The 25144-nt window shown below is 71.1% G+C and carries 24 protein-coding genes and 1 pseudogene; 12 read left to right on the top strand and 13 right to left on the bottom strand.

Features of this window, described 5'->3' with window-relative positions:
* Window positions 1–63 precede the first annotated feature (63 nt).
* Window positions 64–894, bottom strand: a complete 831-nt coding sequence (locus QQM67_RS12790; RefSeq protein WP_314173894.1) for a helix-turn-helix transcriptional regulator — start codon at window positions 892–894, stop codon at window positions 64–66.
* Window positions 895–1021: 127 nt separating this feature from the next.
* On the opposite strand from QQM67_RS12790, the gene QQM67_RS12795 reads away from it, so the two are divergent.
* A complete protein-coding gene (locus QQM67_RS12795) occupies window positions 1022–1876 on the top strand; it encodes an NAD-dependent epimerase/dehydratase family protein (RefSeq protein WP_314174463.1) in 855 nt (284 codons plus the stop codon).
* Between the two features lie 48 nt (window positions 1877–1924).
* Here QQM67_RS12795 and QQM67_RS12800 read toward each other — a convergent pair whose 3' ends face one another.
* The gene (locus QQM67_RS12800; RefSeq protein WP_314173895.1) at window positions 1925–2599 is read right to left on the bottom strand and encodes a GntR family transcriptional regulator; all 675 of its coding nucleotides are present in this window, start codon (window positions 2597–2599) and stop codon (window positions 1925–1927) included.
* Between the two features lie 243 nt (window positions 2600–2842).
* Here QQM67_RS12800 and QQM67_RS12805 point away from each other — a divergent pair, with 243 nt between their 5' ends.
* The 3 genes from QQM67_RS12805 (at window position 2843) to QQM67_RS12815 (ending at window position 5301) form a co-directional block, all read left to right on the top strand.
* Window positions 2843–3979, top strand: coding sequence for a mandelate racemase/muconate lactonizing enzyme family protein (locus QQM67_RS12805; protein ID WP_314173896.1), 1137 nt, complete (start codon window positions 2843–2845; stop codon window positions 3977–3979).
* A 51-nt stretch (window positions 3980–4030) separates the two neighbouring features.
* The gene (locus tag QQM67_RS12810; RefSeq protein WP_314173897.1) at window positions 4031–4807 is read left to right on the top strand and encodes an SDR family NAD(P)-dependent oxidoreductase; all 777 of its coding nucleotides are present in this window, start codon (window positions 4031–4033) and stop codon (window positions 4805–4807) included.
* 107 nt (window positions 4808–4914) lie between these two features.
* On the top strand, window positions 4915–5301 hold the full coding sequence (locus QQM67_RS12815; RefSeq protein ID WP_314173898.1) for a sensory rhodopsin transducer: 387 nt from the start codon (window positions 4915–4917) through the stop codon (window positions 5299–5301).
* A 36-nt stretch (window positions 5302–5337) separates the two neighbouring features.
* Here the strand turns inward: QQM67_RS12815 and QQM67_RS12820 are convergent, their stop codons facing one another.
* The 7 genes from QQM67_RS12820 to QQM67_RS12850 form a co-directional block, all read right to left on the bottom strand.
* Window positions 5338–7623: an alpha-amylase family glycosyl hydrolase gene (locus QQM67_RS12820; RefSeq protein ID WP_314173899.1), complete on the bottom strand. Its 2286-nt coding sequence runs from the start codon at window positions 7621–7623 to the stop codon at window positions 5338–5340.
* 88 nt (window positions 7624–7711) lie between these two features.
* On the bottom strand, window positions 7712–8665 hold the full coding sequence (locus tag QQM67_RS12825) for an alcohol dehydrogenase catalytic domain-containing protein (protein WP_314173900.1): 954 nt from the start codon (window positions 8663–8665) through the stop codon (window positions 7712–7714).
* A complete protein-coding gene (locus tag QQM67_RS12830) occupies window positions 8662–9738 on the bottom strand; it encodes a Gfo/Idh/MocA family protein (protein WP_314173901.1) in 1077 nt (358 codons plus the stop codon). The genes QQM67_RS12825 and QQM67_RS12830 overlap by 4 nt, the downstream gene beginning before the upstream one ends.
* A 59-nt stretch (window positions 9739–9797) precedes the next feature.
* Window positions 9798–11132, bottom strand: a complete 1335-nt coding sequence (locus tag QQM67_RS12835; protein WP_314173902.1) for an ABC transporter substrate-binding protein — start codon at window positions 11130–11132, stop codon at window positions 9798–9800.
* Window positions 11133–11200: 68 nt separating this feature from the next.
* Window positions 11201–12049: a carbohydrate ABC transporter permease gene (locus QQM67_RS12840; RefSeq protein WP_314173903.1), complete on the bottom strand. Its 849-nt coding sequence runs from the start codon at window positions 12047–12049 to the stop codon at window positions 11201–11203.
* Window positions 12046–12981: a carbohydrate ABC transporter permease gene (locus tag QQM67_RS12845; RefSeq protein ID WP_314173904.1), complete on the bottom strand. Its 936-nt coding sequence runs from the start codon at window positions 12979–12981 to the stop codon at window positions 12046–12048. Before QQM67_RS12845 ends, QQM67_RS12840 begins: the two co-directional genes overlap by 4 nt.
* 4 nt (window positions 12982–12985) lie before the next feature.
* Window positions 12986–14701 (bottom strand): alpha-amylase family glycosyl hydrolase, encoded by a 1716-nt coding sequence (locus QQM67_RS12850; RefSeq protein WP_314173905.1) that lies wholly within the window; start codon window positions 14699–14701, stop codon window positions 12986–12988.
* A 170-nt stretch (window positions 14702–14871) separates the two neighbouring features.
* Here QQM67_RS12850 and QQM67_RS12855 point away from each other — a divergent pair, with 170 nt between their 5' ends.
* The gene (locus tag QQM67_RS12855; RefSeq protein WP_314173906.1) at window positions 14872–15615 is read left to right on the top strand and encodes a GntR family transcriptional regulator; all 744 of its coding nucleotides are present in this window, start codon (window positions 14872–14874) and stop codon (window positions 15613–15615) included.
* Between the two features lie 34 nt (window positions 15616–15649).
* Here QQM67_RS12855 and QQM67_RS12860 read toward each other — a convergent pair whose 3' ends face one another.
* The 4 genes and pseudogenes from QQM67_RS12860 to QQM67_RS12875 all read right to left on the bottom strand — a co-directional run.
* The gene (locus tag QQM67_RS12860; RefSeq protein WP_314173907.1) at window positions 15650–16330 is read right to left on the bottom strand and encodes a GntR family transcriptional regulator; all 681 of its coding nucleotides are present in this window, start codon (window positions 16328–16330) and stop codon (window positions 15650–15652) included.
* A gap of 198 nt (window positions 16331–16528) precedes the next feature.
* On the bottom strand, window positions 16529–17731 hold the full coding sequence (locus tag QQM67_RS12865; protein WP_314173908.1) for a metal-dependent hydrolase family protein: 1203 nt from the start codon (window positions 17729–17731) through the stop codon (window positions 16529–16531).
* Window positions 17732–17797: 66 nt separating this feature from the next.
* Window positions 17798–18157: a hydantoinase/oxoprolinase family protein gene (locus QQM67_RS12870; protein WP_314173909.1), complete on the bottom strand. Its 360-nt coding sequence runs from the start codon at window positions 18155–18157 to the stop codon at window positions 17798–17800.
* A gap of 29 nt (window positions 18158–18186) precedes the next feature.
* A pseudogene (locus tag QQM67_RS12875) lies at window positions 18187–18402 on the bottom strand (hydantoinase/oxoprolinase family protein); the annotation flags it as partial.
* Window positions 18403–18434: 32 nt separating this feature from the next.
* On the opposite strand from QQM67_RS12875, the gene QQM67_RS12880 reads away from it, so the two are divergent.
* The 7 genes from QQM67_RS12880 to QQM67_RS12910 all read left to right on the top strand — a co-directional run bounded on the left by QQM67_RS12880 (window position 18435) and on the right by QQM67_RS12910 (window position 25054).
* A complete protein-coding gene (locus QQM67_RS12880; protein WP_314174464.1) occupies window positions 18435–19124 on the top strand; it encodes a GntR family transcriptional regulator in 690 nt (229 codons plus the stop codon).
* Window positions 19125–19244: 120 nt separating this feature from the next.
* Window positions 19245–19838 carry a helix-turn-helix domain-containing protein gene (locus tag QQM67_RS12885; protein WP_314173910.1) on the top strand — a complete coding sequence of 198 codons (594 nt, stop codon included), beginning with the start codon at window positions 19245–19247 and terminating at the stop codon, window positions 19836–19838.
* Between the two features lie 114 nt (window positions 19839–19952).
* Window positions 19953–21284, top strand: a complete 1332-nt coding sequence (locus QQM67_RS12890) for an NAD(P)/FAD-dependent oxidoreductase (RefSeq protein WP_314173911.1) — start codon at window positions 19953–19955, stop codon at window positions 21282–21284.
* The gene (locus QQM67_RS12895) at window positions 21281–21595 is read left to right on the top strand and encodes a (2Fe-2S)-binding protein (RefSeq protein ID WP_314173912.1); all 315 of its coding nucleotides are present in this window, start codon (window positions 21281–21283) and stop codon (window positions 21593–21595) included. The genes QQM67_RS12890 and QQM67_RS12895 overlap by 4 nt, the downstream gene beginning before the upstream one ends.
* Complete coding sequence (locus QQM67_RS12900; RefSeq protein ID WP_314173913.1) at window positions 21592–23115, top strand: FAD/NAD(P)-dependent oxidoreductase; 1524 nt, start codon at window positions 21592–21594, stop codon at window positions 23113–23115. Before QQM67_RS12895 ends, QQM67_RS12900 begins: the two co-directional genes overlap by 4 nt.
* Complete coding sequence (locus QQM67_RS12905; protein WP_314173914.1) at window positions 23115–24053, top strand: dihydrodipicolinate synthase family protein; 939 nt, start codon at window positions 23115–23117, stop codon at window positions 24051–24053. The genes QQM67_RS12900 and QQM67_RS12905 overlap by 1 nt, the downstream gene beginning before the upstream one ends.
* Window positions 24053–25054 carry a proline racemase family protein gene (locus QQM67_RS12910; protein ID WP_314173915.1) on the top strand — a complete coding sequence of 334 codons (1002 nt, stop codon included), beginning with the start codon at window positions 24053–24055 and terminating at the stop codon, window positions 25052–25054. The genes QQM67_RS12905 and QQM67_RS12910 overlap by 1 nt, the downstream gene beginning before the upstream one ends.
* Window positions 25055–25144 lie beyond the last annotated feature (90 nt).

Consider the following 25144-nt stretch of genomic DNA (forward strand, 5'->3'; position numbering starts at 1 on the left):
AGCTCAGCGCTGACAAGACGGATCGATCTGAGCGACGCTCGATGGGCGATCCTGGAGCCGTTGTTACGGGCTGGGGGACAGGTCCTGGAGGCCGACGACCCGCAGCAGTTCGAGCCCCTCGTACGTCTGCGTACCAGGACGCGCCGAGTGCACGACGAGCTGCTGGCTGTGGCCGTCGCTGAGCAGCACCTCGCAGTCGAGGTCGAGAACGCCGACCACCGGGTGCAGGAAGCGCTTCGGCGACGGGCGCCGCACCACGACGTCGTGCGCCGTCCACAGCTCCTCGAACTCCTCTGACTCGGCGCGGAGTTCGGCCACGAGGGCGGCGGGCCCCGGGTCGTCGGGGCGGGCGGCGGTGACCGCCCGCAGGCTCGCCACGTGCGCCCGGCCGTGCTGCCCGTGGTTCTCGGGCGGGGCCAGGTCGCGTCCGCCCGGCACCGTGAACCAGTGGCGGATGATATTCGTCCCGGTGTGATCTCCGGTCAGGGCCACTGACATCGCGTTCTGCGCGAGCACCTCGCCCCAGTCGCTCAGCACCGACGCCGGGAGGTCGTGCAGCCGGTCCAGGATCAGAAGCAGCCCCGGGCGTACGTGCTCCGAGGAGCCGCCGGGCCGGGGTGGCTCCTCCCCCGCCAGGTGGAACAGGTGGTCGCGCTCGACGTCCGTGAGGCGCAGGGCGCGGGCGAGTGCGGTGAGCATCTGCCGCGACGGGTGGGATCCGCGGCGCTGTTCCAGACGCGTGTAGTAGTCCGTGGACATCCCGGCGAGCTGCGCCACCTCCTCGCGGCGCAGGCCCGGGGTCCGCCGTCGCGGGCCAGCACTCAGGCCCACGTCGCGAGGGGTCAGGCGGGTGCGGGCGCGGCGCAGGTAGTCGGCGAGTTCACTTCGGTCCATGGCTTCAGGGTCCCTCGGACCCGGACTCGTATCCAGGGAGTGCCGGTCCCTGGATAACCGCGTCTCTCCCGCCGCTGCCGCCGCTCGCGCACGCTTCCGGTATGGCTACGACGACGAGGAGGCGGCCATGCTGACGTTGGTGACAGGAGCGACGGGCCAGGTCGGGCGGCGGTTCGTACCGAGGCTGCTGCAGGGCGCGGCACCCGGCGACGAGGTGCGGGTCCTGGTGCGGGACGCGGCACGCGGCGAGCGGTTCGCCGCGCTCGGCGCGCAGGTGCTGGTCGGTGATCTGCGCGACGCGGAGGCGCTCGGCAAGGCGACGGCCGGAGCGGACGCGGTGGTGAACGTCGCCGCCGCGTTCCGCGGCGTGGCGGACGAGGAGGCACGGACGGTCAACCGGGACGCGGCCATCGAGCTCGGCCGGGCCGCGGCGGCCTCCGGCGTGCGGCGCTTCGTGCAGGTCAGCACCGGACTCGTATACGGCGCGGGACGGGGCAGGGCGCTCGTCGAGGACGACGAGACGGTGCCGGGCACGCACCTTTGGGGCGCCTACCCAGAGTCAAAGTGGGAGGCGGAGCGTGGTCTCGGGGAGCTGGAAGGCCTCAGCGACCTGCGCATCGGACGGCTGCCGTTCGTGTACGGCGACGGGGACCCGCATCTGGTCGACGTGATGGAGTGGGCGCCGAGTTGGCCCGCGATGCAGCGCCTGCACATGGGCCACCACATCGATGTGGCGCAAGGCCTGCGGCGGCTGCTGTACGCGCCCGGCGCGCAGGGCGTCTACAACATCGCCGACGACGCCCCGGTCACCACGGTCGACCTCTTCCAGCTCCACGGCATGCCGGTGCCGCAGGAGGCGTACGACAAGGAGACCCCGGACCCCTGGCACAGCGTGATGTCGACGACGCGCATCCGTCACGAACTGGGCTACCGTCCGCTGGTCCCGTCGGTGTGGACGGCGCGGGACGCGGGGCTGCTGTAGGCGGGAGGCCCTGGGCGACGGGGGCGCTTCGGGCGGACCCGCGGAGTGTCAGGCGCGCTCCGTCGGGGCGTCCCCGCCGAGGTACGTCTCGATGTGCTCGGCCAGGGCTCTGTCGACCTCTGCCGCGGTGCCCGAGCGCATCGCGTCGACCAGCGCCCGGTGCTGCCTCGGGACCTCGTCGGGCGCGGGGTGGGCCGGTGCGTCGCGTACGAAGTAGGCGCGCACGCGCGGCTGGATGGTGCGCCAGATCTGGAGAGTCTGGGCATGCCTTCCGGCCTCGATGACCGCCTCGTGGAACGCCACGTCGAGGTCGGCGAGACGCTCGGCGGACCCTTCGTCGCCGGCGGCGGCCTCGAACATCTCGTCCACGAGTCCTTCGAGACGGTCGAGGAGTTCGGGGGGCCGCTGCTCGGCGACCTCACGGAACGCGAAACGCTCGATGGTCAGCCGGATCGGGACGAGGACCTCCCTCACCTCCCGCTGTGACACCCCGACGACCACCGCGCCCCGGTACGGATGGGATGCCACGAGCCCTTCCTGTTCGAGGATCATGATCGCCTCGCGGACGGGGCCACGGCTCACACCGGAGAGGGACGAGATCTCACGCTCGACCAGCCGGTCTCCGGCCTTGAACTCACCGGACGCGATGGCCTGCCGGAGCCAGTTCAGAATCCACTCCCGCCGCGAGATGGGCGGCGCCGACGTCGGGGTCGAGGCTGTCACGTGTTCTCCGTCCCGTGTGCGGGTCCGCCGGAGCGGCAGTTCGTCCGGTGCTCACCATAGCCCAGCTGTCGACCGATGGCAGATGGTTGACCATCTGCCATCAGCTGCTAGCCTTCGGAGGCACCACGTCACACTCACTTCGGATCTGACCTCGACGATCCGACCGACTCGACGAACGAACCGCACGCAAGCGCCCGTCGGCCCACCGGCTGCCGCAGAGTGCCCAGGACAAGACGGGACCTCATGAGAATCCGTGACATTCGCGCCGCCGGCCTGCGGGGCGCGACCCCGGCGGGCGGATGGCAGGAAGAGCTCGGGCACGACGACGTCGTTCACACTCTGGTCGCGGTGCACACCGACGACGGGCCGGTCGGCATCGGGAGCGTGTTCACCAGTGAGGCTCTGGTCCGTGGCGCGCTGGAGGTTCTGCGTCCGCTGCTGATCGGCGAGGTCGCGACGGAGCCGGAGCGGGTCTCGGAGCGGTTGCACCGGTCCACGTTCTGGCTGGGCCGCGGCGGTTCGGTGACGCACACGATCAGCGGGATCGACATCGCGCTGTGGGACGTGCTCGGGCAGGTCACCGGCCAGCCCGTCGGCCGCCTGCTGGGTGGGCGCTACCGCGAACGCGTCCGTCCGTACGCGTCCTTGCTCATGGACCGGCCCCAGGTTCTGGCCGAGAAGCTGGGGCGGCTGGCCGAGACGGGGTGGACCGCCTTCAAGATCGGGTGGGGGCCCTTCGGCCGCGTGAGCCCGGCCTTCGACGAGAAGATCGTGGCCGCGGCGCGGGAGGCGGTCGGCGGCGACGCCATGCTCATGGTCGACGCGGGTGGGAGTGACAGCGCCTGGTCGAACGGCTACAAGTGGGCCCTGAACACTGCCCAGATGCTCCACCGGTACGACGTCGCATGGTTCGAGGAGCCGTTGAACCCCGATGCTCTGGACGACTATGTGCACCTGCGCCGGGAAGCGCCGGTCGCCGTCTCCGGCGGTGAGGTCCTCACCCGCCGGCAGAGCTTCCACCCCTGGCTGGAGGCCGGGGCCTGGGACATCGTCCAGCCCGACGTCACGAAGGTCGGCGGCCTGAGCGAGCAGCGCCGCATCGGGTGGGCCGCGCAGGACCACGGCGTACGGCTCATCCCGCACGGCTGGAACACCGCCGTCGGGCTGGCGGCCGACCTCCACCTCGCCTCGGCGCTGCCCGGCACCGACCTCGTCGAATACCTCACCGGCTCGCCCTACGTCGACGCGATCACGGCCGATCCGTGGCGACTGGACGCCGACGGAATGCTCGCCGTCCCCGAAGGACCGGGGCTCGGCGTGCACATCGACCCGGACGCCCTCGGCCGCTACGCGGACGCCGCGGCCCTGCTGCGGCCGTAGCGATCACGGCAGCGACGACGTGAGGAGCATTCGTACGGATTGGAGGCGAGGATGCCGCGGAACAGCGTCGCCTTGATCACCGGAGCGGCGTCCGGCATCGGGCGCGCCGTCGCGCTCATGCAGGCCCGGGCGGGACGTCCGGTCGCGCTGCTCGACGTGGACGAGGGAAACGCCAACAGCGTCGCCGCCGAGGCGAAGGAGCAGGGATCCCCCGAAGTCCTCGCCCTCACAGCCGACATCTCCTCGGAGACCGCTGTCGCCCAGGCCTTCGAGGAATGCCGGAAGTCCCTCGGTGTCCCGACGCGCGTCGTCGCGAACGCCGGGATCGAGATCTCCGGCAAAGCCCATGAGACGGAGACGGCCGACTGGAACAGGGTCATCGACGTCAACCTCACCGGCACCTTCATCACCTGCCGGGAGGCGGTCAGGCTCCTCCTCGGTCACAAGGTGCCGGGCTCCGTGGTCTGCCTCTCATCGCCGTCCGCGGTCGTGGGGTTCGCCGGAGGGTCCAACAGCGCCTACGGAAGCTCCAAGGGCGGCATCTCCGCCCTCGTCAGGGCCCTGGCCATCGACTACGCGTCAGCCGGCATCCGCGTCAACGGCGTCGTCCCCGGCGCCACGGAGACCCCGCTTCTCGACGTGGTCTCACCGGACGGGGCCGGAATCGCGGAACGCGCGAAGTCGCAGATCCCCCTCGGCCGGATGGCCAGGCCCGAGGAGATCGCGGAAGCCGTCGACTGGCTCCTCGGCCCCAAGGCGAGCTATGTGACGGGGAGCCATCTGTACGTCGACGGCGGCCTGACCGCCCGGGGCGCGAACGACTTCTGAGCCCGTTCACGATCCGGCCCCCGCATCGCCCCGCACACCATCCCGTGCACCACTCCGCCGCACCACTACACCGCCTCAACAATCCAGCACCTGAAGAGAGTTGCCTCATGCATGCAGCGCGCAGTCCTGTCGGAAGCACCGTATGGGTGATCGCCGACGGCTATATCCCCGACCGGAGTTCGGGCCCCGAACCGGAGATGACCAGCCACGACAGCATCTGCATTCTGAATGCCGGTGAGGACGAGGCGCGGGTCGATGTGTACGTCTACTTCACCGACCGTGAGCCCGCAGGCCCCTTTGCCCTGCGTATCGGGGCCCGGCGCGCATTTCACCAGCGCATCAACGACTTTCACGACCCGGAGAGGATTCCCACCGGGACCGACTACTGCCTGGTCGTGGTGAGCGATGTGCCGATCGTCGTCCAGCACACCCGCCTCGATTCACGCCAGGAGGCGAACGCCCTGATGAGCACCGTCGCCTACCCGGCGAGGTGAGGATGCGGCCGTGCGCCCGGGCCGCCGAGTCCCGTATCAGACCAGCCGGAAGACCCTGGTCTGATACGGGTTCAGCGCGAGGTGCAGCGGCGAATCCCCGACGTCGCCGCTCCGCTCCTCGTTCCAGTGGTCGTAGGCATCGGCGAGCAGAGCACCGTCCAGCGCGAGGTCACATGTCACCGCCCCGGCACTGAGGTTGACGACCACGAGCGACGCTTCGTCGCCGAGGCGGCGCCGTACGGCGAACACGGCGTCCGACGAGGCCGCGTCCGGCAGATACGTACACGACCCCTCCCCCAGCTCGGGGAGCCGGCGCCGTAGCTCGTGAGCCCGGCGCAGGTCCTGCTCGATCTGCTCCTCGCCGCCCATGAACGTCATGAACCCGCCCTCCGTGCCGAGCGCGAAGACCGCCAGGAGCGCCGCGGAGGCCTCGGTCCCGAACCGCTCACGTCGCCACTGGGCGCCCGGAAGCCGCCACCAGACCGAGTCGTGGGAGTCGATGTGGTGGACGATGCCCGCGCCCGCGGGCACCGCGAGATCCCGCTCCATCAGCCACCGCGCGAGGTCGCGGGCGTTCCGGACCATGCGCCAGCCGCGCTGCGGATGGCCGGGTTCGGCCAGCAGCGATTCGACGAGCCAGTGCTCGTCGTAGTTGTAGGTCATGTCGACGGCGGCGCGGAACAGCGCCCCTCCGGGCTCGGTGTAGACGGTGGCTCCGGGACGGACCTGCCGCAGTCGCGCGCGCAGTTCGCGCAGCAGTGGCAGCGAGGCCATGGACCCGTAGCTCGCCCGGTGTCCTCGCCCCTCGGCCCAGGTCGCGAAGTCGTTGTAGGTCGGCGCGTCGACCCTGAAGCCGTCCGTGCCCAGCCGCTCGGTGACATCGAGGCAGGCGTCGACGAAGTACCGCTGCCAGGACGGGGCGGCGATGTCGAAGGCCTTGGTGTAGCGCCGTGTGATCGCTCCCGCGGAATCCCTCATGAACCAGTCGGGATGCTCGTCGGGAAGCGGGTTGCGCACCGGCGATCCGGCACGCCAGTACGGCGCGTACTCGACGATGTGCCGGGACCAGGCGACGTCTTCCCTTGTGCCGGCGAAGAGTTCGAGCGTGCCGTCGCCGAGGCGGTCGGCATAGGGACCCGTGCGGACGCTCTCCAGCGTCTCGTCCATGACCTCCTGATCGATGACACCGTGCATGACGACGTCGAGCAGTACGCGCATGCCGCGGCGGTGGCACTCGTCGACAAGCGAGCGGACCTGCTTCTCGTCGCCGTACGTGGTGGTGATGTCGGCGTAGTCGTGGACGTTGTAGCTCGGATAGGGATGGCGCGGCATGAGCTGGACCACGTCGAACCCGAGGGCCTGGATGCGCGGGAGGTCCGCCTCCAGGTCGGCCGGTGTGCCGTAGCGCTCGTAGCGGTGGCCGCCGGCGAAGACCGAGAAGCCCGTGTGCGCCTCGTAGATGTGCGCACGCCGCACCCACGCCGGGCGGTCGTCGGGGCGCACGATCCCGAGATCCCGGTACCACGCGCGAAGTCGCCCCCGGACCGCGGGCCATCCCTCTTCCCGGGTCTCCAGATAGGCGGTGCCCCAGGTGAGGCCGCGGCCCTCCGCCACTCCGCCCGCCATGCCGGTACGTACGGTGAACACCGTGCCCTCGGGTGTGAACGTCACCTCGCCGGTGCCGACCTCGGTCGTGCACAGCGGCCAGACGACCGTCGTACGCTCCGCCGCGGTGTCGCTGAGGGCGACGAGCCCGCATCCGCCGAGCGTGTCGGCCGCGCTGAAGATCCGCAGCGGAGCGGCGACGGTGTCCACGGCGATGCCGGCGCGGAACTGATTGCCCGGCGCATTGAGCAGCCAGCGGCCGGGGTCGTCGAGCGGCAGCCGGAACGCGAGGATGAGATCGCGCAGTTGCTGCGGCGGTGCTCCATCGCTCCGGCGGACGGTGACGCCGAGCCCGATGTGCGGCGAGCGGGCGCGGAACTCGTAGTGCAGATCGGCCTCCCACTCCCCGTCCCGCGCGGTCACCACGAAGCGGTCCGAGGCACCGGCGTCCTCGCGGCGCGAGGCGACGAGTTCGAGGCCGGTCAGCTCGCGGCGCCGGGCGTCGCGGTACTCGAGGCCGCCGACCGCGCCCAAGACCTCGGTTCCGCCCCAGACGGGGGTCAGGGCGACCGAGGCCGGTGTCAGCGCCGGCGGGCCGCTCCTGTCGACGAGGCCGACCAGGGCGCCGGAGCCCGCGTCAAGCCGCACGCCGATCGGGCCGGCGGCCCCGTGAACGTCGAAGGTACCGTCCGGCCCGTCGCGAATGATGGTCGTCATCGGTGAACTCCTCGGGCAACAGCGCTGAATGGGACAGCCGGCTCGGCAACCGCCGCGTGACGAGGCTCGGCTGGGCTCCTGGGCTTCTCTACGTGAGGTCGATGACGGCCTTGACGAAGCCGGGAGGCTTGTTCTCCAGTGCCTCGAAGGCCTGGCCGGAGCGTTCCAGGGGATATCGGTGGGTGAGCATGTCGGCGACGCGGAGCCGCCCGGAGGCGAGCAGGCGCAGCGCGGCGCGCGTACTGTCCGCGAGCCGGTTCCGGTCGCGTATGTGGGCGTTGACGACGTCGAGGGCCTTCCAATTCCACGCCCGCATATCGACGTCGCGGCCTGGTGCCTGGTGATAGCCGAGGATGGACAGTACGGCCCTCTCGGCGGTCAGGGCCGAAGCCAGATCGAGCCCGGCCTGGGTGCCGGTGGCCTCCACGACCAGGTCGAACTCGGCGTCGGTGAGGGCGACTTCGTCGGGTGCGAGCGCCCGGGTCGCCCCGGACGTGGTCGCGGCGTCGCGGGCGTCGGTACGCGGGTCCACGGCCCATACGGACGACGTGGGGCTCATCGCCAGCAGCCGCGTCATGACCAGGCCCATGAAACCGAGACCGATAACGGCCGTACGGGCGCCCGGGGCCGGCTGCGACCGGCGGTAGCCCTCGACGACGCAGCCCAGCGGCTCCCCCACCGCCTCGCTGTCATCGACGCCGTCCGGCACCGGGACGAGGTCGACGGGGTCGGCATAGACGTAGTCCGCCAGCGACGGCTCCACCCGCCCGGTGACCGTCTGTCCGACGCTCAGGCCGTGGACACCGTCCCCGACGGCATGGACGTGGCCCACCGGTTCGTGGCCGATCCGCAGCGGCGGTGCGCCGTCCGCGGGCCCGGCCTGCCAGTCGGGAAGCTCGCCGGCGCAGATGCCGACGCGGAGAACCCGGATCAGGACCTGTCCGGGCGGAGGTGCTGGGAACTGCTCGGGCCGGACGGTGAAGGTCCGGGGTGCGGTGATCTCGGCGATCCGTCCGGTGACGGTGCCGGTGCTGGTGCTCATGTGGGATCTCCCGCCTTGGTGAAATCCGGACTGGCTGAGCCGGCGGCCCCCATGAGGTCGCCGGGGGTCACGGGGTCCGTCTCCTCCGACGGGTACCGCACGCCGATCTGCGTCCGTACCGAGTCGAGGATCCGCATCACCTCCAGCGAGGACTGCCACGGCACGAGGGGCGACTCCAGCCGGCCCGCGCGCAGACAGCGTCCCGCTTCTTCGATTTCGTGGACGTAGCCGAGACCGGCGAACGGCAGCGATACCTCCTCGGGCGCGGCGCCGAGGCGTTGCAGCACGAAGCGGTCGGGCCGGAAGAACGGGGCTCCGACGGTGATCCGGCCCGAGGTGCCGCTGATCGTCGCGACGCAGGGGCCGGCGGACTCGATGCCGCAGCTCAGCAGAGCCACCGCTCCCGATCCGTACTTCAGGAGAAGGCCGGTGTTGCCGTCCACGCCCTCCGGCGTCAGGCGAGCCGCGGCCTGCACGGACTCGGGGACGCCGAGGAGCAGATGGGCCAGGGAGACCGGGTAGACGCCCAGGTCGAGCAGGCCGCCGCCGCCCAGGAACGGATCGCGCAGGCGATGGTCCGCGGCGAAGGGTCCGGGCAGCGAGAAGTCGGCGTGTACGGCGCGCAGTTCGCCTATCGCGCCGTCCGCGACCAGCTCCACGATCCGCCGGATCGCCGGGTTGGTGCGCATCCACATGGCTTCCATGAGGAACGCCTCGTGTTCGCGGGCCATGCCGACGAGGCGCTCGGCCTGCCGGGCACTGACCGTGAACGGCTTCTCGCAGAGCACCGCCTTGCCCGCTGCAAGGCATGCGCCAACGGCGGCGAAGTGAGCGGCGGGCGGCGTCGCCACATACACCGCGTCGAGGTCCGCGTCGGCGGCCAGCTCGGCCCAACTGCCGTATGCCCGCTCGATTCCGTGCCGGGCCGCGAAACGCTCGGCGGCCTCCGGCGACCGTGACCCCACGGCGAGCGCGTCCGCATCGGGTACGTGAGTCACATCCTGCGCGAAGTCGGCCGCGATCCCGCCGGTCGCGAGGATGCCCCAGCGGACCGGCCGTCCGGTCGACGTCATGGTGCTCCTCTTCTCGGGTGCCGGCGTCCGGTGCCGGACGCCGCTGCGTTCCCTGGTCGTCACTGGCTCTCGTCGGCGATCTTCTGGAGCTTGACCTGCAACTGCTCAAGGGCGTCCTCGGGCTTCTCCGCCCCGCGCAGCGAGGAGTTGAAGTGCTTGGCCATCTCCAGGGACATGTCGGAGTAGACGGACGTGATCGGCGGCGTGGTCGTGTGCTCGATGGCGTCCTTGGCGAGCTCGAAGACCGGCTGGGCCTTCGTCACCTCGGGGTCGGTGTAGAGGCCGGGCCGGGTCGGCAGGAAGCCGTCCTTGGCGAAGATCTTCTGCCTCTCGTCGCCGGTGAGATGCTCCACGAGCTTCCACGCCTCGTCCTGGCTGGCGGAGTTGGCGTTGACCATCAGGCTCCAGCCGCCGCCGAGGCAGACGTGGTCGATGCCGCGCCTGGCGACGGGTATCTCGGCGACGCCGACCTGGGCACGTTCGAGCTTCGTCTTCGTGGTGTCGCCGAGCAGCCCGTACATATAGATCCAGTTGCGGCAGAAGACGGTGTCGCCCGCGAGGAAGAGCTTCTCGCACTCGGGCTCCTTGAACGTGGCCACCGCCTCGGGTGCCACGCCGCTGGTCACCATGGAACGCTCGATGCTCAGGCCCCGCAGCGCCTCCGCGCTGTCCAGGGTGATCTTGACGGAGTCCCCGCTCTGGGAGAGGACGTCGCCGCCCGAACTGCGGATGTACTCCACGCCGTTCTGGTTTCCGCCTTCGTAGTCGGCGCCCTGGAAGATGAGGCCGTTTTTGACCTTCTGGTCCTTCATGACCTTTTCGGCCATGTGCTGCAACTCGTCCCAGGTTTCGGGCGGGGCGTCGAAGCCGCCGCTCTCCAGGAGGTCCTTGCGGTAGTACAGCAGCCCCGAGTCCCAGGTCCACGGCACGGCGTAGATCTTGCCGTCGAACTCGTTCAGCTTGATCCCCTCGGTCAGGAACTTCTTCCGTGCCGCGGGGGTGAAGCGATCGGACAGATCGGCGATCCAGCCGCTGGGGGCGAACTGCGCGCCCCACATGATGTCGGCCATGAACACGTCGATGTCGTCGGCCCCGGCCTGGAGTTGGGTGCGCATCGTGTCGAAGTACGCGCCGCTGTCACTGGACATGGTGCGCAGCACGACCTTCTTCCCCGTCGTCCTGCGGGCGTTGTACTGAGCGATCGGCTTCTTGAAGAGCTTGGCCAGGTCGGGGACCAGCCCGATCACGATGCGGTCCTTGCCGCTGCCCGTGCCTTGGCCGCCGCAGCCGGCGAGAGCGGGGGCGCCGATGCCGGCCGCGGTCAGTCCGGCGAGGCCGAGGAAGCGGCGTCTGCCGAGGCGGCTCGCCGGTGCTGAAGACTGGATCTCAGGCATGGGTGACTCCCAAGTCACTGGATGGGAAGGGCGATCGGGGGCAAGCGGTGCGGCAGGAGACCGCGGGATCAGCCTTTGACGGCGCCCGCGGTGAGTCCTTCGACCAGGCGGCGCTGGAAGAGCAGCACCGCGGCGGCGAGGGGAACGGTGGCCATCAGGGTCGCGGCGGCCTGGGCCCCGTAGTCGGTGCTGCGTGTGGTGGCGTAATTGGGAATGATGACGGTCGCGGGCCAGGTGGACGTGTCGAAGAGGAAGGTGTTCGCGAACAGGAACTCGTTCCAGGCGGCGATGAACGTGAGGATCGCGGCCGTGACGATTCCGGGGAGCGCGAGCGGCATGATGATGCGGAGGAACGTCTGGGTGACGCCGGCTCCGTCGATGCGGGCCGCCTCCTCCAGTTCCGCCGGCAGTTCCCGGAAGAAGGCAGCCATGATCCAGATGGTGAGAGGCAGCGCGAAGGCCGTGTCGACAGCGATCACGGCCTGGTAAGTGCCCAGCAGCCCGAGCGACTTGAACTCGCGGAACAGCGGCGCGATGATCGCCACCGCCGGGAAGAACGCCAGCGAGAGGATGCCCGTCATCGCCGGCGTCCGGTACCGGAATCGCAGCCGCGCCAGCGGGTAGGCCGCGGCGGTTCCCAGCGTCAGGCAGAGCAGGGTCGTCGTTCCGGCGATCAGAAGGCTGTTGACCAGACCGGAGCGGAACGTGGGGTCGGTCAGCACGGTGGCGTAGTGGCCCCACGTCGCGTCGTGGAGCAGCAGCGTCGGCGAGAGCAGTTCGCTGTCGGAGCTGACGCTCATCTTCAGCACCCAGGCCACGGGAAGGACGCTCCACAGCAGGAACACCATGGTGAGTCCGGCCGACCAGACGGGGAGTCGCCGTATCCGGAGCCGTGCGCCGGTGAAGGCCATGGTCATCCTCCCGTCCGTGCGTCGCGGGTGCGGAAGATCCGCAGATAGAGCAGCGCGATGATGATCGAGGACGCGAAGATGAGGACGGCCGCGGCATTGCCGTTCGCGAACTGGAGCTGGCTGACCTTCACGCCCTTGAAGACGTACGTGGACAGCGACGTCAGCTGGCGGTCCGTCATGACCCAGAAGAGGTCGTAGACGCTCCACGATTCCAGCGTCCGGAACAGCAGGGCGACGAGTACGACCGGCTTCAAGTGCGGCAGTGTGACGGCGAAGAAGCGCTGCACGGCGGTGGCCCCGTCCACCGTGGCGGCCTCGATGAGCTCACGCGGAACCGTTTGAAGCCCCGCCAGCAGCAGGAGCGTGACGAACGGGGTCGTCTTCCACACGTCCACGCCGATGGCGGCGACCATCAGCGACGTGTGGTCGGAGAGGATCGGCTGGTCGCTCAGACCGATTCCGTGCACGATCCGGGCGACGATGCCGATCTGGTCCTGGAGCATCAGCCGCCACAGCATCGCGGAGATGGCCACGGGAAAGGCCCACGGAATCAGCATCGCCGCGCGCATCACACCGCGCAGCCGGAGCATCCGGTGCAGTGCCAGCGCCATGGCCAGACCGAGTCCGAACTCCAACGCGACGCTGACGACGGTGAATACGGCGGTGTTCGTGAACGCGGTGTGGAACTCCGGGTCGGCGAGCACGTCGAGGTAGTTGCCGAGACCGGCCCAGTCGCCGCTGTCCGCGATGGTCGCGGTGCGGAGACTGAGGTAGATCGAGTAGAGCACGGGCAGCAGCGCCACGAGCAGTATCACGGCGAGCGCCGGAGAGAGCATCGCGAGCGCGATCCTGGGTTCGGCCTTGCGTACGCCGCTCCCGCGACGTCGCCCGGTCCTCACCGCGGCGGTCGCGGGTGGCGCCATCGTTCGGGCAGCCACGGCCTCACCGACCCTCGCGTACGGACGCATCGGTGGAGGGAACGTCCACCACCACGCCTTCGTCGGGGCCGAGGACGATCTGCCCGGCCACGGGCTCGCCCTCGCGCGCGACGTCCGTGCAGACCGCTACCGCACCGCCGGCGGGAAGACGCACGAGGCAGTCGGACGCCGAGAGGTTCAAGGCGACGATCTTGCGGTCGTTCCCCAGCCAGCGCTCGTACGTCAGCACGCCCGGGCCGGGCTCCGTACTGTCCCCCTCGGACGGGAGCAGCCGCCAGTCGCCGTGGCGCAGGGCGGCACTCTCACGCCGGACGCCCGTAAGGCGCCGGTAGAGGTTCAACATCGAGTCCTTGTCGGCCAGTTGGGTCGCGACGTTGACCGTGTCCTTCTCGACGGAGACGGGCAGCCAGAACTCGTCGGGCGGGGCCGTGGAGAACCCCCCGCCCGGCTCGGGACCCCAGGCCATGGGGGTGCGGATCGGGTCCCGCGATACGCCGTCGCTGACGAGACCGAAGTAGTCGCGCTGCCGCTCGGCCGGCACGGGCTGGTCGCGCATGCCGAGTTCGTCGCCGTAGAACAGGCACGGTGTCCCGCGCAGCGTCAGCAGCATCATCGCCGCGACCCGGGCCTGGCCCTTGCCCAGCCGGGTTGCGAGCCGGGGGCGGTCGTGGTTGCCGAGCGCCAGAATCGGCCACGCTCCCCGCGGCAGTGCCTCGTCCAGTCGCCGGAGTTCCTCCGCGAGCGAGCCGGCCCGCCACGACGTCTCGATGAGGCGGAAGGCGAACGGCAAGTGGACCTCGTCCAGTTCGGAACCGAAGAAGGCCGCCCACTCGTGCCAGTCAAGGGCCTCGATCTCGGCGATCGCCACCCTGCCGTCGTACTCGTCGAGGACCTTGCGTATGTCCTTGAGCACGCCGTGAACGTCGGGGTGCAGCCGGTCGTGGATGTGCAACTGGGTGTGGAAGTCCGGGTGCTGCACGTCGTACTGGTTCGCGCCGGCACCGGGAGACGGGGGGTTGTCGCGCAACTCCGGGTCCTTCATCAGCATGTGCGCCACGTCGATACGGAATCCGTCGGCGCCGCGGTCGAGCCAGAACCGCAGCACGTCCAGCATCTCCGCGCGCACCTGCGGGTTGCGCCAGTTGAGATCGGGCTGCTCCTTGAGGTGGGAGTGCAGGTAGTACTGGCCGGTCCGCTCGTCCCATTCCCATACCGAGCCGCCCGCTTCGCTGACCCAGTTGTTCGGAGGCGAGCCGTCGGGGCGCGGATCGGCCCAGACGTACCAGTCCCGCATCGGGTTGTCCCGTGAGCTTCGCGACTCCAGGAACCAGGGGTGCTGATCGGACGTGTGGTTGGGCACGTAGTCGACGATGATCTTGAGACCGCGCTCATGCGCGGCGGAGACCAGCCGGCCGAAGGCGTCCAGAGTCCCGAACACCGGCTCGATGTCCCGGTAGTCGCTGATGTCGAAGCCCTGGTCCAGCAGGGGCGAGCGGAAGAACGGGCCCACCCAGATGCCGTCCACATCCAGCGTTTCCGCCAGGTAGTCGAGCGAATCGGTCAGACCCTGAAGATCGCCGATGCCGTCGCCGTCGCCGTCCCGGAACGTCGGCAGATGGTTCTCGTAGATCACCGCGCCGTGCCACCACGGCCGTTCTGCCGGGGTGCTGGCACTGGACGGCGCGATGTGAGGCGACGGGAGCGGGAGTTGGGCGGTCATGCGCGTCGGTCTCCGTTCTGGCCGGACGGCGAAGTTGGGCCCTCACCGAAGGCGATCGACAAGGGGTCCGGAGCTCACGACTGGGACTATTATTTATTGTCGATAATATGTCAATGGCGGGAGCGGTACCTGTTGCTGCTCGTCGGCAGACCGGCAAGGAGAATCGACCAATGGCCCGTACAGACAGAGGCACCGGCTCTCTCACCAGAGGGCGGGGCGTGGTGCACGGCTCGTCCCCTCAGCACGTGCTGGAACAGCTGCGGGAGGGGATCATCACCGGCGCCCGGAAGCCCGGCGAGCAGCTCAAACAGGGCCTGATCGCCGAGTCGTTCGGGGTCAGCCCGGGCCCGGTGCGGGAGGCGCTGCGTCATCTGGAGAGCGAAGGGCTCGTCGAGCACGTGCCCAACCGAGGCGTGTACGTCGCCGAGACGAGCACCGGCGAGCTGATGCGGTTGCTGCTGCCCGTGCGGCTCTCAGTGGAGGCGTACGCCGTGCCGCTCGCCGTCGAGCGGCTGCGCAGCGAGCGCCTCGGGGAGTTGGAGGCCCTCGTGGAACGCATGGACGAAGGAGTCCGTGACGGGAACGTAGCGTTGATCAACGAGTTGGACGTCCGGTTCCACGAGATCACCGTCGAAGCCGCGGGCTCCGTGCACGCCTTGCAGGTGTGGCGCAACGTCCAGCCCCGCATCCGGGCGCAGATCTACCGGCTCGCACCGCACCACCAGGATCTGCGGGAGATCCCCCGGGAGCACCGGCAACTCATCGCAGCGATCCGCGCCGGCGACGAGGAAGGGCTCCGGGCGGCGATCGAGGAGCACATCATCGGCTCCGCCGCGCAGTTGCTCCGCGATCAGGAGGAGGACGGCGAGGACGGGGACCGGCAGGGCGAGTCGGATCCTTCGACGGGCCCTTGAAAAACGGCCGCGCTCCCCTGCCCGGCACGGGCGTTCAGGCCCCGGCGGTCTCCCGCTCGGTCCGCTCTCCCAGGAGGCGTTCGACCGCGTCGACGACGTGCTCCCGGAGAGCCGCGTCCACCTTCGCGACGTCCTTGGACCGCAAGGCGTCGAGCAGGTCGCGGTGTTCGTCCGCGATCTCGCGGAGCCGGTGTTCCGGGTGGCCGAAGCCGTAGAACTGCAGGCGCAGTCGGGATTCGATGCCCGACCAGAGCTGCATGGCATGGACCGAGCCCGCCGCCTCGACCAGCACCCGGTGGAAGTGAACGTCGGCGTCGGTGACGGCCCGCAGATCGTTGCGGTCCGCGGCCGCATACATGCCGGAGATGATCTGGTCGAGTTCGGCGTCGAGGCCCGCCGGGGGCGCCTCGAGGACCTGATGCGCCGCGTAGCTCTCCAGTTGCAGCCGCAGCGGGAGGAGCAGCCCGCGCAGTTCGTGGGCGGTCACCTCGGCGACGAACGCGCCGCGGTTCGGCTCGTGTACGACAAGGCCCTCGCTCTCGAGCTGCCGCAGGGCCTCGCGTATGGGCGTGGCACTCACCCCGTACTCTTCGCTGAGCCTGTCCTGGCGGAGGCGGGCCCCGGGCTGCAACCGTCCCTCAATGATCGCTTCCCGCAGGAGACTTACGATGTGGGCCCGCGTGGAGCGGGCCTCCGTAGTCCGGGTGTGGGGCATGACACCGTCCGTAGGTCAGTCGTCGATTATCGGTGAATCTAGCATGAGAAGCGCTCTTACTGATTATCGATAATTGCCTCTGTGATGTCTGTGATGGTGGCCTCTGAGAGGGGGATGTGCCAAGACACCGGTGTGCTGGAATCTCCGGCCGCCGGGACCGGCTCCTGCCGGACTCCCCTGCCGACCGCCGCCCGCGGGTCAGATCGGCACTCCCCCGCGGACGACCTGGCGGGGCCGCTCCTCGCTCCACAGAAGGTCCGGGTCGCGGAACGGGTCGCCGTCGAGGATCAGGAGGTCGGCGCGGGCGTCCGGCGCGATGCGGCCCAGGTCGTCGCGCCCCAGCAAGGCGGCGTTCACGGAGGTCGCGGAGCGAAGGCAGGCCAGTACGCCGCTCACTTCCGACTGGAGGCGCAGCCCGATGAGTTGGTCGTCCTCCAGGTCTCCCATGAGGTCGGTGCCGAAGCCGACGCGGACCTGCGCCTCGTGCGCGCGCTCGACCGCAGTGCGGCCCGCGTCGAGCACCTCCTTGTTCTTCGCCTGGCCGGTAGCGGACAGGCCGACCTCGCCGCCCCGCCGGTCCATCGCGTCGTACGTGGCGAGGGTGGGCACGAGGTAGGCGTGCCGCTCGGCCATGAGTGCGGCGGTCTCCGCGTCCAGGAGATTGCCGTGTTCGATGGAGCGCACGCCGCCCAGCACCGAGTGCCGGACGGCCTCGGGCGAGTAGGCGTGCGCAGCGACGTAACTGCCGCGCCGTGCGGCCTCGTTCGCGACGGCTGCGACCTCCTCCGGCGAGTACTGTGCCGGGCGGATGGGGTCCGTGGGCGAGACGACCCCGCCGGAGGTCATGATCTTGATGGCGTGGGCGCCGCGCCGGAACCGGTCGCGCACGGCCGCCCGGAGGTTCTCCACTCCGTCCACCACTTCGTTCATGTGTCCGCCGTGCAGGCAGATGTCCAGGTCCGCGGGGCGGGCGTCGCCGTGGCCTCCCGTCTGGCTCAGCGCGGGGCCCGTGAAGAGGTACCGCGGTGCGGTGATCAGGCCGGTCTCGGCCGCCCGGGCCAGCCCGATGTCGCCGCCTGCCACATCCCGGACGGTGGTGAAGCCCCGTCGCAGCGCCCGCTCCAGCCGCCGCGCGCCGGACAGCGCGACGTAGCTGAGCGGCCCGGTCTCGAACTCCAGGTTGTGCAAGGAGACGGCGTAGGCGTGGAAGTGCGCGTCGATCAAACCGGGCAGCACCGTACGGCCGCGGGCGTCCAGCACCCGCCCGGCCCGGCGGACACTCGGGCCGGTCTCCTCGATGACGCCGTCACGGATGTAGAGGCGCATCTCCTCAAGCTCTTGCGACCAGCCGTCGAAGACGAGCGCGTTGTCGATGGTCAGTTCACCGGCGGACGTGTCCATGGACGGATTCTCCTCCCCGATGTGTGTACGCGGTGGCGTGCTCTGCGGGTTCGGCGTGCCTGGCCGTCAATCCGTGCGCGCTCCCGCGCGGAGGGTGGCCGTCGCGGCGTCGTCGACGGTGAAGTCCTCGGTTCGCACTGCCACGCCGTACGACTCGCGGGCGGCGACGGCGGACACGAAGCCGTTGCGCACGTCCCTGGCGACCGCGGCCGGGTCCCTGGTGAACGGATCGCCGCAACCTCCGCCGCCGCCGGTCTCGTTGGCGAGCGTGTCGCCCGCCTCCAGGTGGTTGTAGCTGCCGCCCGAGCCGATGGTGTGGATGTACAGGGAGGGCGTGTTGATGGGCAGGCCCTCGAACTCGGCGCCGTGGTGCAGCACGGGCTGCGAGTCCAGCACGAGCGACGCGTCCAGGCTGGTCCCGCCCATGTCGAGGCCGATCAGGTTGGGCCTGCCGGTCAGTTCGGCGAAGGCGGCGGCGCGCCCACCACGCCTCCGGCGGGGCCGGAGAGGATCAGGTTGACGGGCTGCTCGCGCGCGGTGGAGCCGGTCATGCCACCGCCGCCCGAACGGGACACCAGGAAGCGGCCGTTGAAGCCGCGTGCCTCCAACTCGGCTTCGAGGTGCTGGAGGTAGCCGCGTACGGCGGGCTTGATGTAGGCGTCGAGTACGGCGGTGGAGGTGCGCTCGTTATCCGCCGCCGCGGATACGAGGCCGTCGCCGTCGCCATTCGGTCGCGCACGCCCTGCGGGCGGCGATCATCGCCGGGGAGATGGAGCCGGGCGTGGTCTACTCCGCGCCGGCCCTCAGCGCCCGGTTCGGGGTGTCGGCCACCCCCGTGCGGGAGGCGATGCTGGATCTCGTACGGGAGGGCATGGTGACCTCGGTGCCCAACAAGGGCTTCCGCGTCACCGAGGTCTCCGCCACCGACCTCGACCACATAACGGAGCTGCGCCTCCTGATCGAGCCCGCGACCGTACGGCGCCTGGTCCCGCTGATCCCCGAGGAAGACCTGCCCCGCATGCGGAAGATGGCAGAGGAGATCGTCGAGCACGCCGAGCGCGGCGACCTCATCCCGTACACCGAGGCCGACCGCCTCTTCCACCTGGAACTGCTCGGGCACAGCGGCAACCCGCGGCTGGTGGAGACGATTTCGACCCTCCGCTCGCAGACGCGGCTCTACGGGCTCGCCTCGCTGGCGGAGAGCGGCGAGCTGCGCAAGTCCGCCGAAGAGCACCTGCACCTGATGGACTTGATCGAACGGCGCGACGCCGAGGGCGCGCACGACATGATGCGCCGTCACATCGGGCACGTGCGCGGCAAGTGGGCCGGCGAGCCGGAGCAGGAGCCGGCGTCCGGCGAAGGGCACGCGTCAGCCGACGAGTTCGCCGGCTGAGCGCGCACGCCGCACTGCCACGTCGCCGTCTCGTTCGTCTCTTGCGTTCATCATGTGGAACGGACTCCGGAAAGGTCGTACGCTAAACCGAACACTGCGAGCGACCCCGGAGGAGAACCCTTGACGTCCGCCAGCTCGGTGCGGGCCACCCTGGCCGCCAACCTCAGGCGGGAGCGGAGCCGCCGCGGTCTGTCGCTCTCCGAGCTGTCCCGCCTGTCGGAGATCGGCAAGGCGACGCTGTCGCAGCTGGAGTCGGGAACCGGCAACCCGACCATCGAGACGGTCTTCAGCCTCTCGCGCGCCCTGGAGATGCCCATCTCCGACCTGCTGGACCACCACTTCTCCTCCGAAGTGACCGTGGTGCGCGCCGCCGAGACCGAGGTGCTGAGCGGCGAGGGCGTCGACCTGCGGGCGCTCCAGCGGATCGAGTCGGGCGGCGTCATCGTCGAGGTCTACGACCAGCAGGTGCGTGCCGGTTCGCGGCAGCCGTCGCTCGGCCACGTGGGCACGGAGCACACCGTCGTGCAGAGCGGCAGGCTCGACGTGGACGTCGACGGGCAGCAGGTGCGGCTCGGCCCGGGTGACTACGTGGCCTTCAACGGCTCGCTCCCGCACTGCTATTCGGCGCCGGACGGGCCGGTGCGCTCGGTGCTGCTGCTCCAGTACAGGTCCGGCACGGCGCAGCCGCCGGACGTGCCCAACGCCCCGCACTAGGGCGTGCCCTCGAAGTTCCGCCCGCGGTGCGCGGCGCCGCGGGACCGTTGACACCCCGCGGGCCCAGTCCTAGCCTCAAAAAGGTCGTTCGCTATACAGAACGTTGGAGTGCTGGTGAACCGAACGCGGGTGGTGGTTCTGGGTACCGGCATCGTCGGTGCCGCCTGCGGCCGGGAACTCGCCCGCGCCGAGGGCGACTTCGACGTCGTCTTCGTCGACCGCGGCGGTCCCGCGGCGGCCACCACCTCGCACGGCGAGGGCAACGTGCTGGTCTCCGACAAGGGCCCGGGGCCCGAGCTGGAGCTCGCCAGGCTGTCCAGGCGGCTCTGGCCCGAGGTGCTGGACGACATCGCGCGGGCGGCGGAAGAGAGCGGACGTACCGGATCGGCAGACCGAACGAGCGGAACCGCCCGAACCGCCCGAACCGGCAGGACGGGCCCGGCAGAAGCCGCCGAGTGGGAACCCAAGGGCGGCATCGTCGTGGCCACCACCGAGGAGGGCGCCGCCGCGCTCCTCTCCTTCGCCTCCGAGCAGCGCTCCGCGGGCGTACGTACGGAGGTCATGACGCCCGGCGCTCTCGCCGAGGCGGAGCCCCATCTGACGGCCCGGCATACCGCCGCGGTGCACTATCCGGACGACGCCCAGGTGCAGCCGGCCGGAGCCGCCCAGGTGCTGCTGGCCGACGCGCTCGCGGCCGGAGCCGAACTGCGCACGGGCCGCGAGGTGTGGGGGGCCGTGGTGCGCGGCGGGCGCATGACGGGCGTGCGCACCGGGGGCGGGCTGCTGGAGGGCGACGTCTTCGTCAACGCCGGGGGCCCGTGGGCCGGCGAGCTCGCCGCGCGCCTCGGAGCGCCCGTCGGCATCCACCCGCGGCGCGGCGAGATCCTGGTGACGACGCCGCTGCCGCCCACCGTCTTCCACAAGGTCTACGACGCGGACTACGTGGGCGCCGTGGGCAGCGCCGCCGAGGAACTCCAGGTGTCCACCGTCGTCGAGTCCACCCGCGCCGGCAGCGTGCTGCTGGGTTCGTCGCGCCGCCGCGTCGGCTTCGACGGCCGTACGCGCCCCGAGGTGCTCTCCGCGATCGCCGCCAAGGCGCTGCGGCTGTACCCGTCGCTGGCGGGCGTCCCGGTGATGCGCGCCTACGGCGGATTCCGCCCGTACGTCGCCGACCACCTGCCGGTCATCGGTCCCGATCCCCGCGTCGCGGGCCTGTGGCACGCCGGCGGGCACGAGGGTGCGGGCATCGGACTGTCCGTCGGCACCGGGCGGTTGCTGCGCGACCTGCTGCTGGGCGAGATCCCGGAGACCGACGCAGCGCCGTTCCGGGTGGACAGGCCCGCGGTACTGGGCGCCGGCGATCCCGCGGAGGACGCCGACGACGACCCCGCCGACGGCCCGGCTCCGGCCGCGGACCACGCCCGCACGACGAGGGAGCGCTCATGACTCCGAGACTGGTGCCCGCGGCGTCCGACCCCGTCGGGCGCGGCGAGACCCCGCTCACGATCACCGTCGACGGCGAGCCGGTGCCCGGGATCGCCGGCCAGACCGTGGCCGGCGTGCTGCTCGCGGCGGACCGCCTGTCGTGGCGGCGGTCCCGGTCGGGCGCCCCGCGCGGGGTGTTCTGCGGCATCGGCGTGTGCTTCGACTGCCTGGTCACCGTCAACGGCGAGCGCGACGTGCGGGCCTGCCGCCGCCGCGCGCTGGACGGCGACGAGGTCACCACGCAGCAGCCCCCGGCGGCGGGTTCCTCATGACCGCCCGTCACGTGGCCGTCGTCGGTGCCGGGCCCGCGGGGCTCTCCGCCGCCGGAGCCGCGCTGGCCGCCGGAGCCGAGGTGACGCTGCTCGACGCGGGCGAGCGGCCCGGCGGGCAGTATCACCGGATGCCGCCCGAGGCGTACGGGGCACGGCACCCGGAGCTGGTGCAGCACGGCTACCGCGGCTTCGCACGGCGCGCCCGGCGGGTGCTGGAGCACCCGAACTGCGCCTGGTGGCAGGAGAGTTCCGTATGGGCGCTGGAACGCCCCGGCGACGCGTCAGGCCCGCCCCTGGTGCACGTGCTGCGCGAGACGTCCCGCCGGCGCCATGTGCTGGAGGCCGACGCGCTGGTGCTGGCCGCCGGCGCACACGACCGCGTGCTGCCCTTCCCCGGCTGGGAGTTGCCGGGCGTCTTCACCGCCGGAGCCGCCCAGGCCCTCGCCAAGGGCGAGCGGGTGCTCGTCGGCGACCGCGTGGTGGTCGCGGGCACCGGCCCGTTCCTGCTGCCGGTGGCCGCCTCGCTGCTTCAGGCGGGAGGCGGCGTACGGGAGGTGCTGGAGGCGAGCGCGCGCCCCGCCCTCGTACGCGGCTGGCTGCGGCGCCCATGGGAGCTGGGAGCCCATGCCGGCAAGACCGGCGAACTCGCCTCGTACGCCGCCGAGTTGGCCCGGCACCGGGTGCCGTACCGGCTGGGCCGCGCAGTCGTCGAGGCGCGCGGCGAGGGCCGGGTCGAGGAGGTCGTCAGCGCGCGGGTGCGTGCCGACTGGTCCGTGATCCCCGGGACCGAACGCGTCGCCGCCGTCGACGCCGTCTGCGTCGGCCACGGATTCACGCCGCAGCTGGAGCTGCCGGTGGCGGCGGGGTGCGCCCTGCGGCCCCAACCCGGCGGAGGGCCCGCCGAGTTGTTCGTGGACGTGGACGGCGACCAGCTCACCAGCGTTCCGGGTGTGTACGCCGCGGGAGAGGTCACCGGCATCGCGGGAGCCCCGGCGGCACGTGCCGAGGGCGCCGTCGCCGGCTGGTCCGCCGCGGGCGGCGACCCGGAGGCACGCGCCCTGCGTGCGCTGCGCCGAAGCCGCGACCAGGGCCGTGCGTTCGCCGGGCGGCTGGCCCATGCGCACCCCGTCGGCTCCGCGTGGACCGGGTGGCTGCGTCCCGGGACAATCGTCTGCCGCTGCGAGGAGACCGACTACGCCGCCGTGTGCCGGGCGGCGGCCGACCCGACGAGCACCGAGGCTCGCGTGGCGAAGCTGGCGACCCGGGCGGGCATGGGGCCGTGCCAGGCCCGGGTCTGCGGTCCCACGGTCGCCGAACTGCGCCTGCGGGCGGGCGAATCCGCGGCGGGGCACACCGGCGAGGCCGTCGCCGCCGCACCGCACCACAGGCCCGTCGCCCAGCCGATCCGGCTCGGCGAACTCGCCCGCACGCCCGAACCGACGCGTACGAGAGCCGGCACCCGGCCGGGAGAGCCCGGCCGTCCCGCAGACCCGGCTTCCCAAGGGGAGGAGAGCAGTTGATGAGCAGCAGCACCCGGCAGGCCGGCCCGCTCGACGGTGTCGTGGTGGCCACGGCACTGCCCTACCGGGAGGACCCGTCCGCGCCGGCGGGGCTCGCGGTCGACTACGACCGCTACGCCGAGCACTGCGACTGGCTGGTCGGCAACGGCTGCCACGGCGTCGGCCCGAACGGATCGCTGGGCGAGTACTCCTCGCTCACCGACGACGAGCGCCGCGCCGTCGCCCGTACGGCCATCGACGCGGTGAAGGGCCGCGGCAACGTCATCGTCGGCGTGCACAGCGTGGGTTCGCACCAGGCGGCCCGGTGGGCCGAGGCCGCCGCGGAGGACGGCGCCGACGGCCTGCTCTGCCTGCCCCCGACGATGTACCGCGCCAACCGCGGAGAGGTTCTCGCCCACTTCGAGGCCGTGGCCGCCGTCGGACTGCCCGTCATGGTCTACAACAACCCCCACGACACCAAGACCGACCTCACGCCCGACCTGCTGGCGGAGATCGCCCAGATCGACAACATCCAGGCCGTGAAGGAGTTCTCCGGCGACGTGCGCCGCGTACTGGAGATCAAGGAGAAGGCCCCCGGCCTCGACGTCATCAGCGGCGCCGACGACGTGGCGCTGGAGAGCCTGCTGATGGGCGCCGTCGGCTGGTTCGCGGGATTCCCGAACGTGTTCCCTGCCGAGTCCGTCCGGCTCTTCCAACTGGCCGCCAGCGGCAAGCTGGAGGAGGCCCGCGCCCTGTACGAGCCGCTCGTCGCGGCCTTCCGCTGGGACTCCCGTACGGAGTTCGTGCAGGCCATCAAGTTCGGGATGGAGATGGTCGGCCGGTACGGCGGGCCCTGCCGCCCGCCGCGCGGCCCGCTGGTCCCCGAGCACCGCGAGCAGGTGCGGGCCGCCATGCAGCAGGCCGTCGACGCCCTGTCCGCCGACAAGCAGTCGGCCTGATGCGCAGCGTCCGCAGCCTCAGCGCCGTCGACTCGCACACCGAGGGCATGCCCACGCGCGTGGTGACCGGCGGCGTGCCGCCCATCCCGGGCGAGACGATGGCCGACCGGCGCCGGTACGCCGTCGAACACCTCGACACGCTGCGGCGGTTCCTGGTCGACGAGCCGCGCGGGCACCCCGCGATGAGCGGCGCGCTGCTCCAGGCGCCGACCCGCGACGACGCCGACTGGGGCGTGATCTACGTCGAGGTCAGCGGCTTCCTGCCGATGTGCGGGCACGGCACGATCGGCGTGGCGACCGTCCTGGTGGAGACCGGCATGGTGACGGTCACCGAGCCGGAGACGTCCGTGATGCTGGAGACCCCCGCGGGCCTGGTCGAGGCGAGAGTGACCGTACGAGACGGAGTCGCCGAGCAGGTCACGCTGCGCAACGTCGACGCCTTCGCGCTCCAGCTCGGCGCGACGGTGACCGTACCGGGGCTGGGCGAGGTCACGTACGACATGGCGTACGGCGGCAACTTCTACGCCATCGTCGACCTGGCGAGCGTCGGGCTTCCCTTCGACCGCGCCCGCAAGGACGACATCCTCGCCGCCGGCCTTGCCATCTCGGACGCCGTCAACGAGCAGAACCGGCCCGAACACCCCGAGGACTCCGGCATCCACGGCTGCAAGCACGTGCAGTTCCTCGCTCCCGGATCCGACGCCAGGCACTCGCGCAACGCCATGGCCATCCAGCCGGGCTGGTTCGACCGCTCGCCCTGCGGCACCGGCACGTGCGCACGCATGGCGCAGCTGCACGCGCGCGGGGAGCTGCCCCTGGAGACGGAGTTCGTCAACGAGTCCTTCATCGGCACCCGCTTCACCGGACAGCTCGTCGGGACCGGCGAGGTCGGGGGAAGACCCTCGGTCGTGCCGGAGTTCTCAGGCCGCGCATGGATCACGGGCACGGCCACTTATCTGCTGGACCCGGCCGACCCGTTCCCGCACGGGTTCGTGCTCTAGCCCGGGCCGCCCCGGAGGGCCGCGCCCGGCGGCATCGCGTCCAGCCCCTGCCGGGAGACCGACGTGAGAGGCGGCGACATGTCCCCCCGC

Origin of the sequence: Streptomyces winkii (assembly GCF_032248595.1) — a bacterium.
Classification (GTDB): Bacteria; Actinomycetota; Actinomycetes; order Streptomycetales; family Streptomycetaceae; genus Streptomyces; species Streptomyces winkii.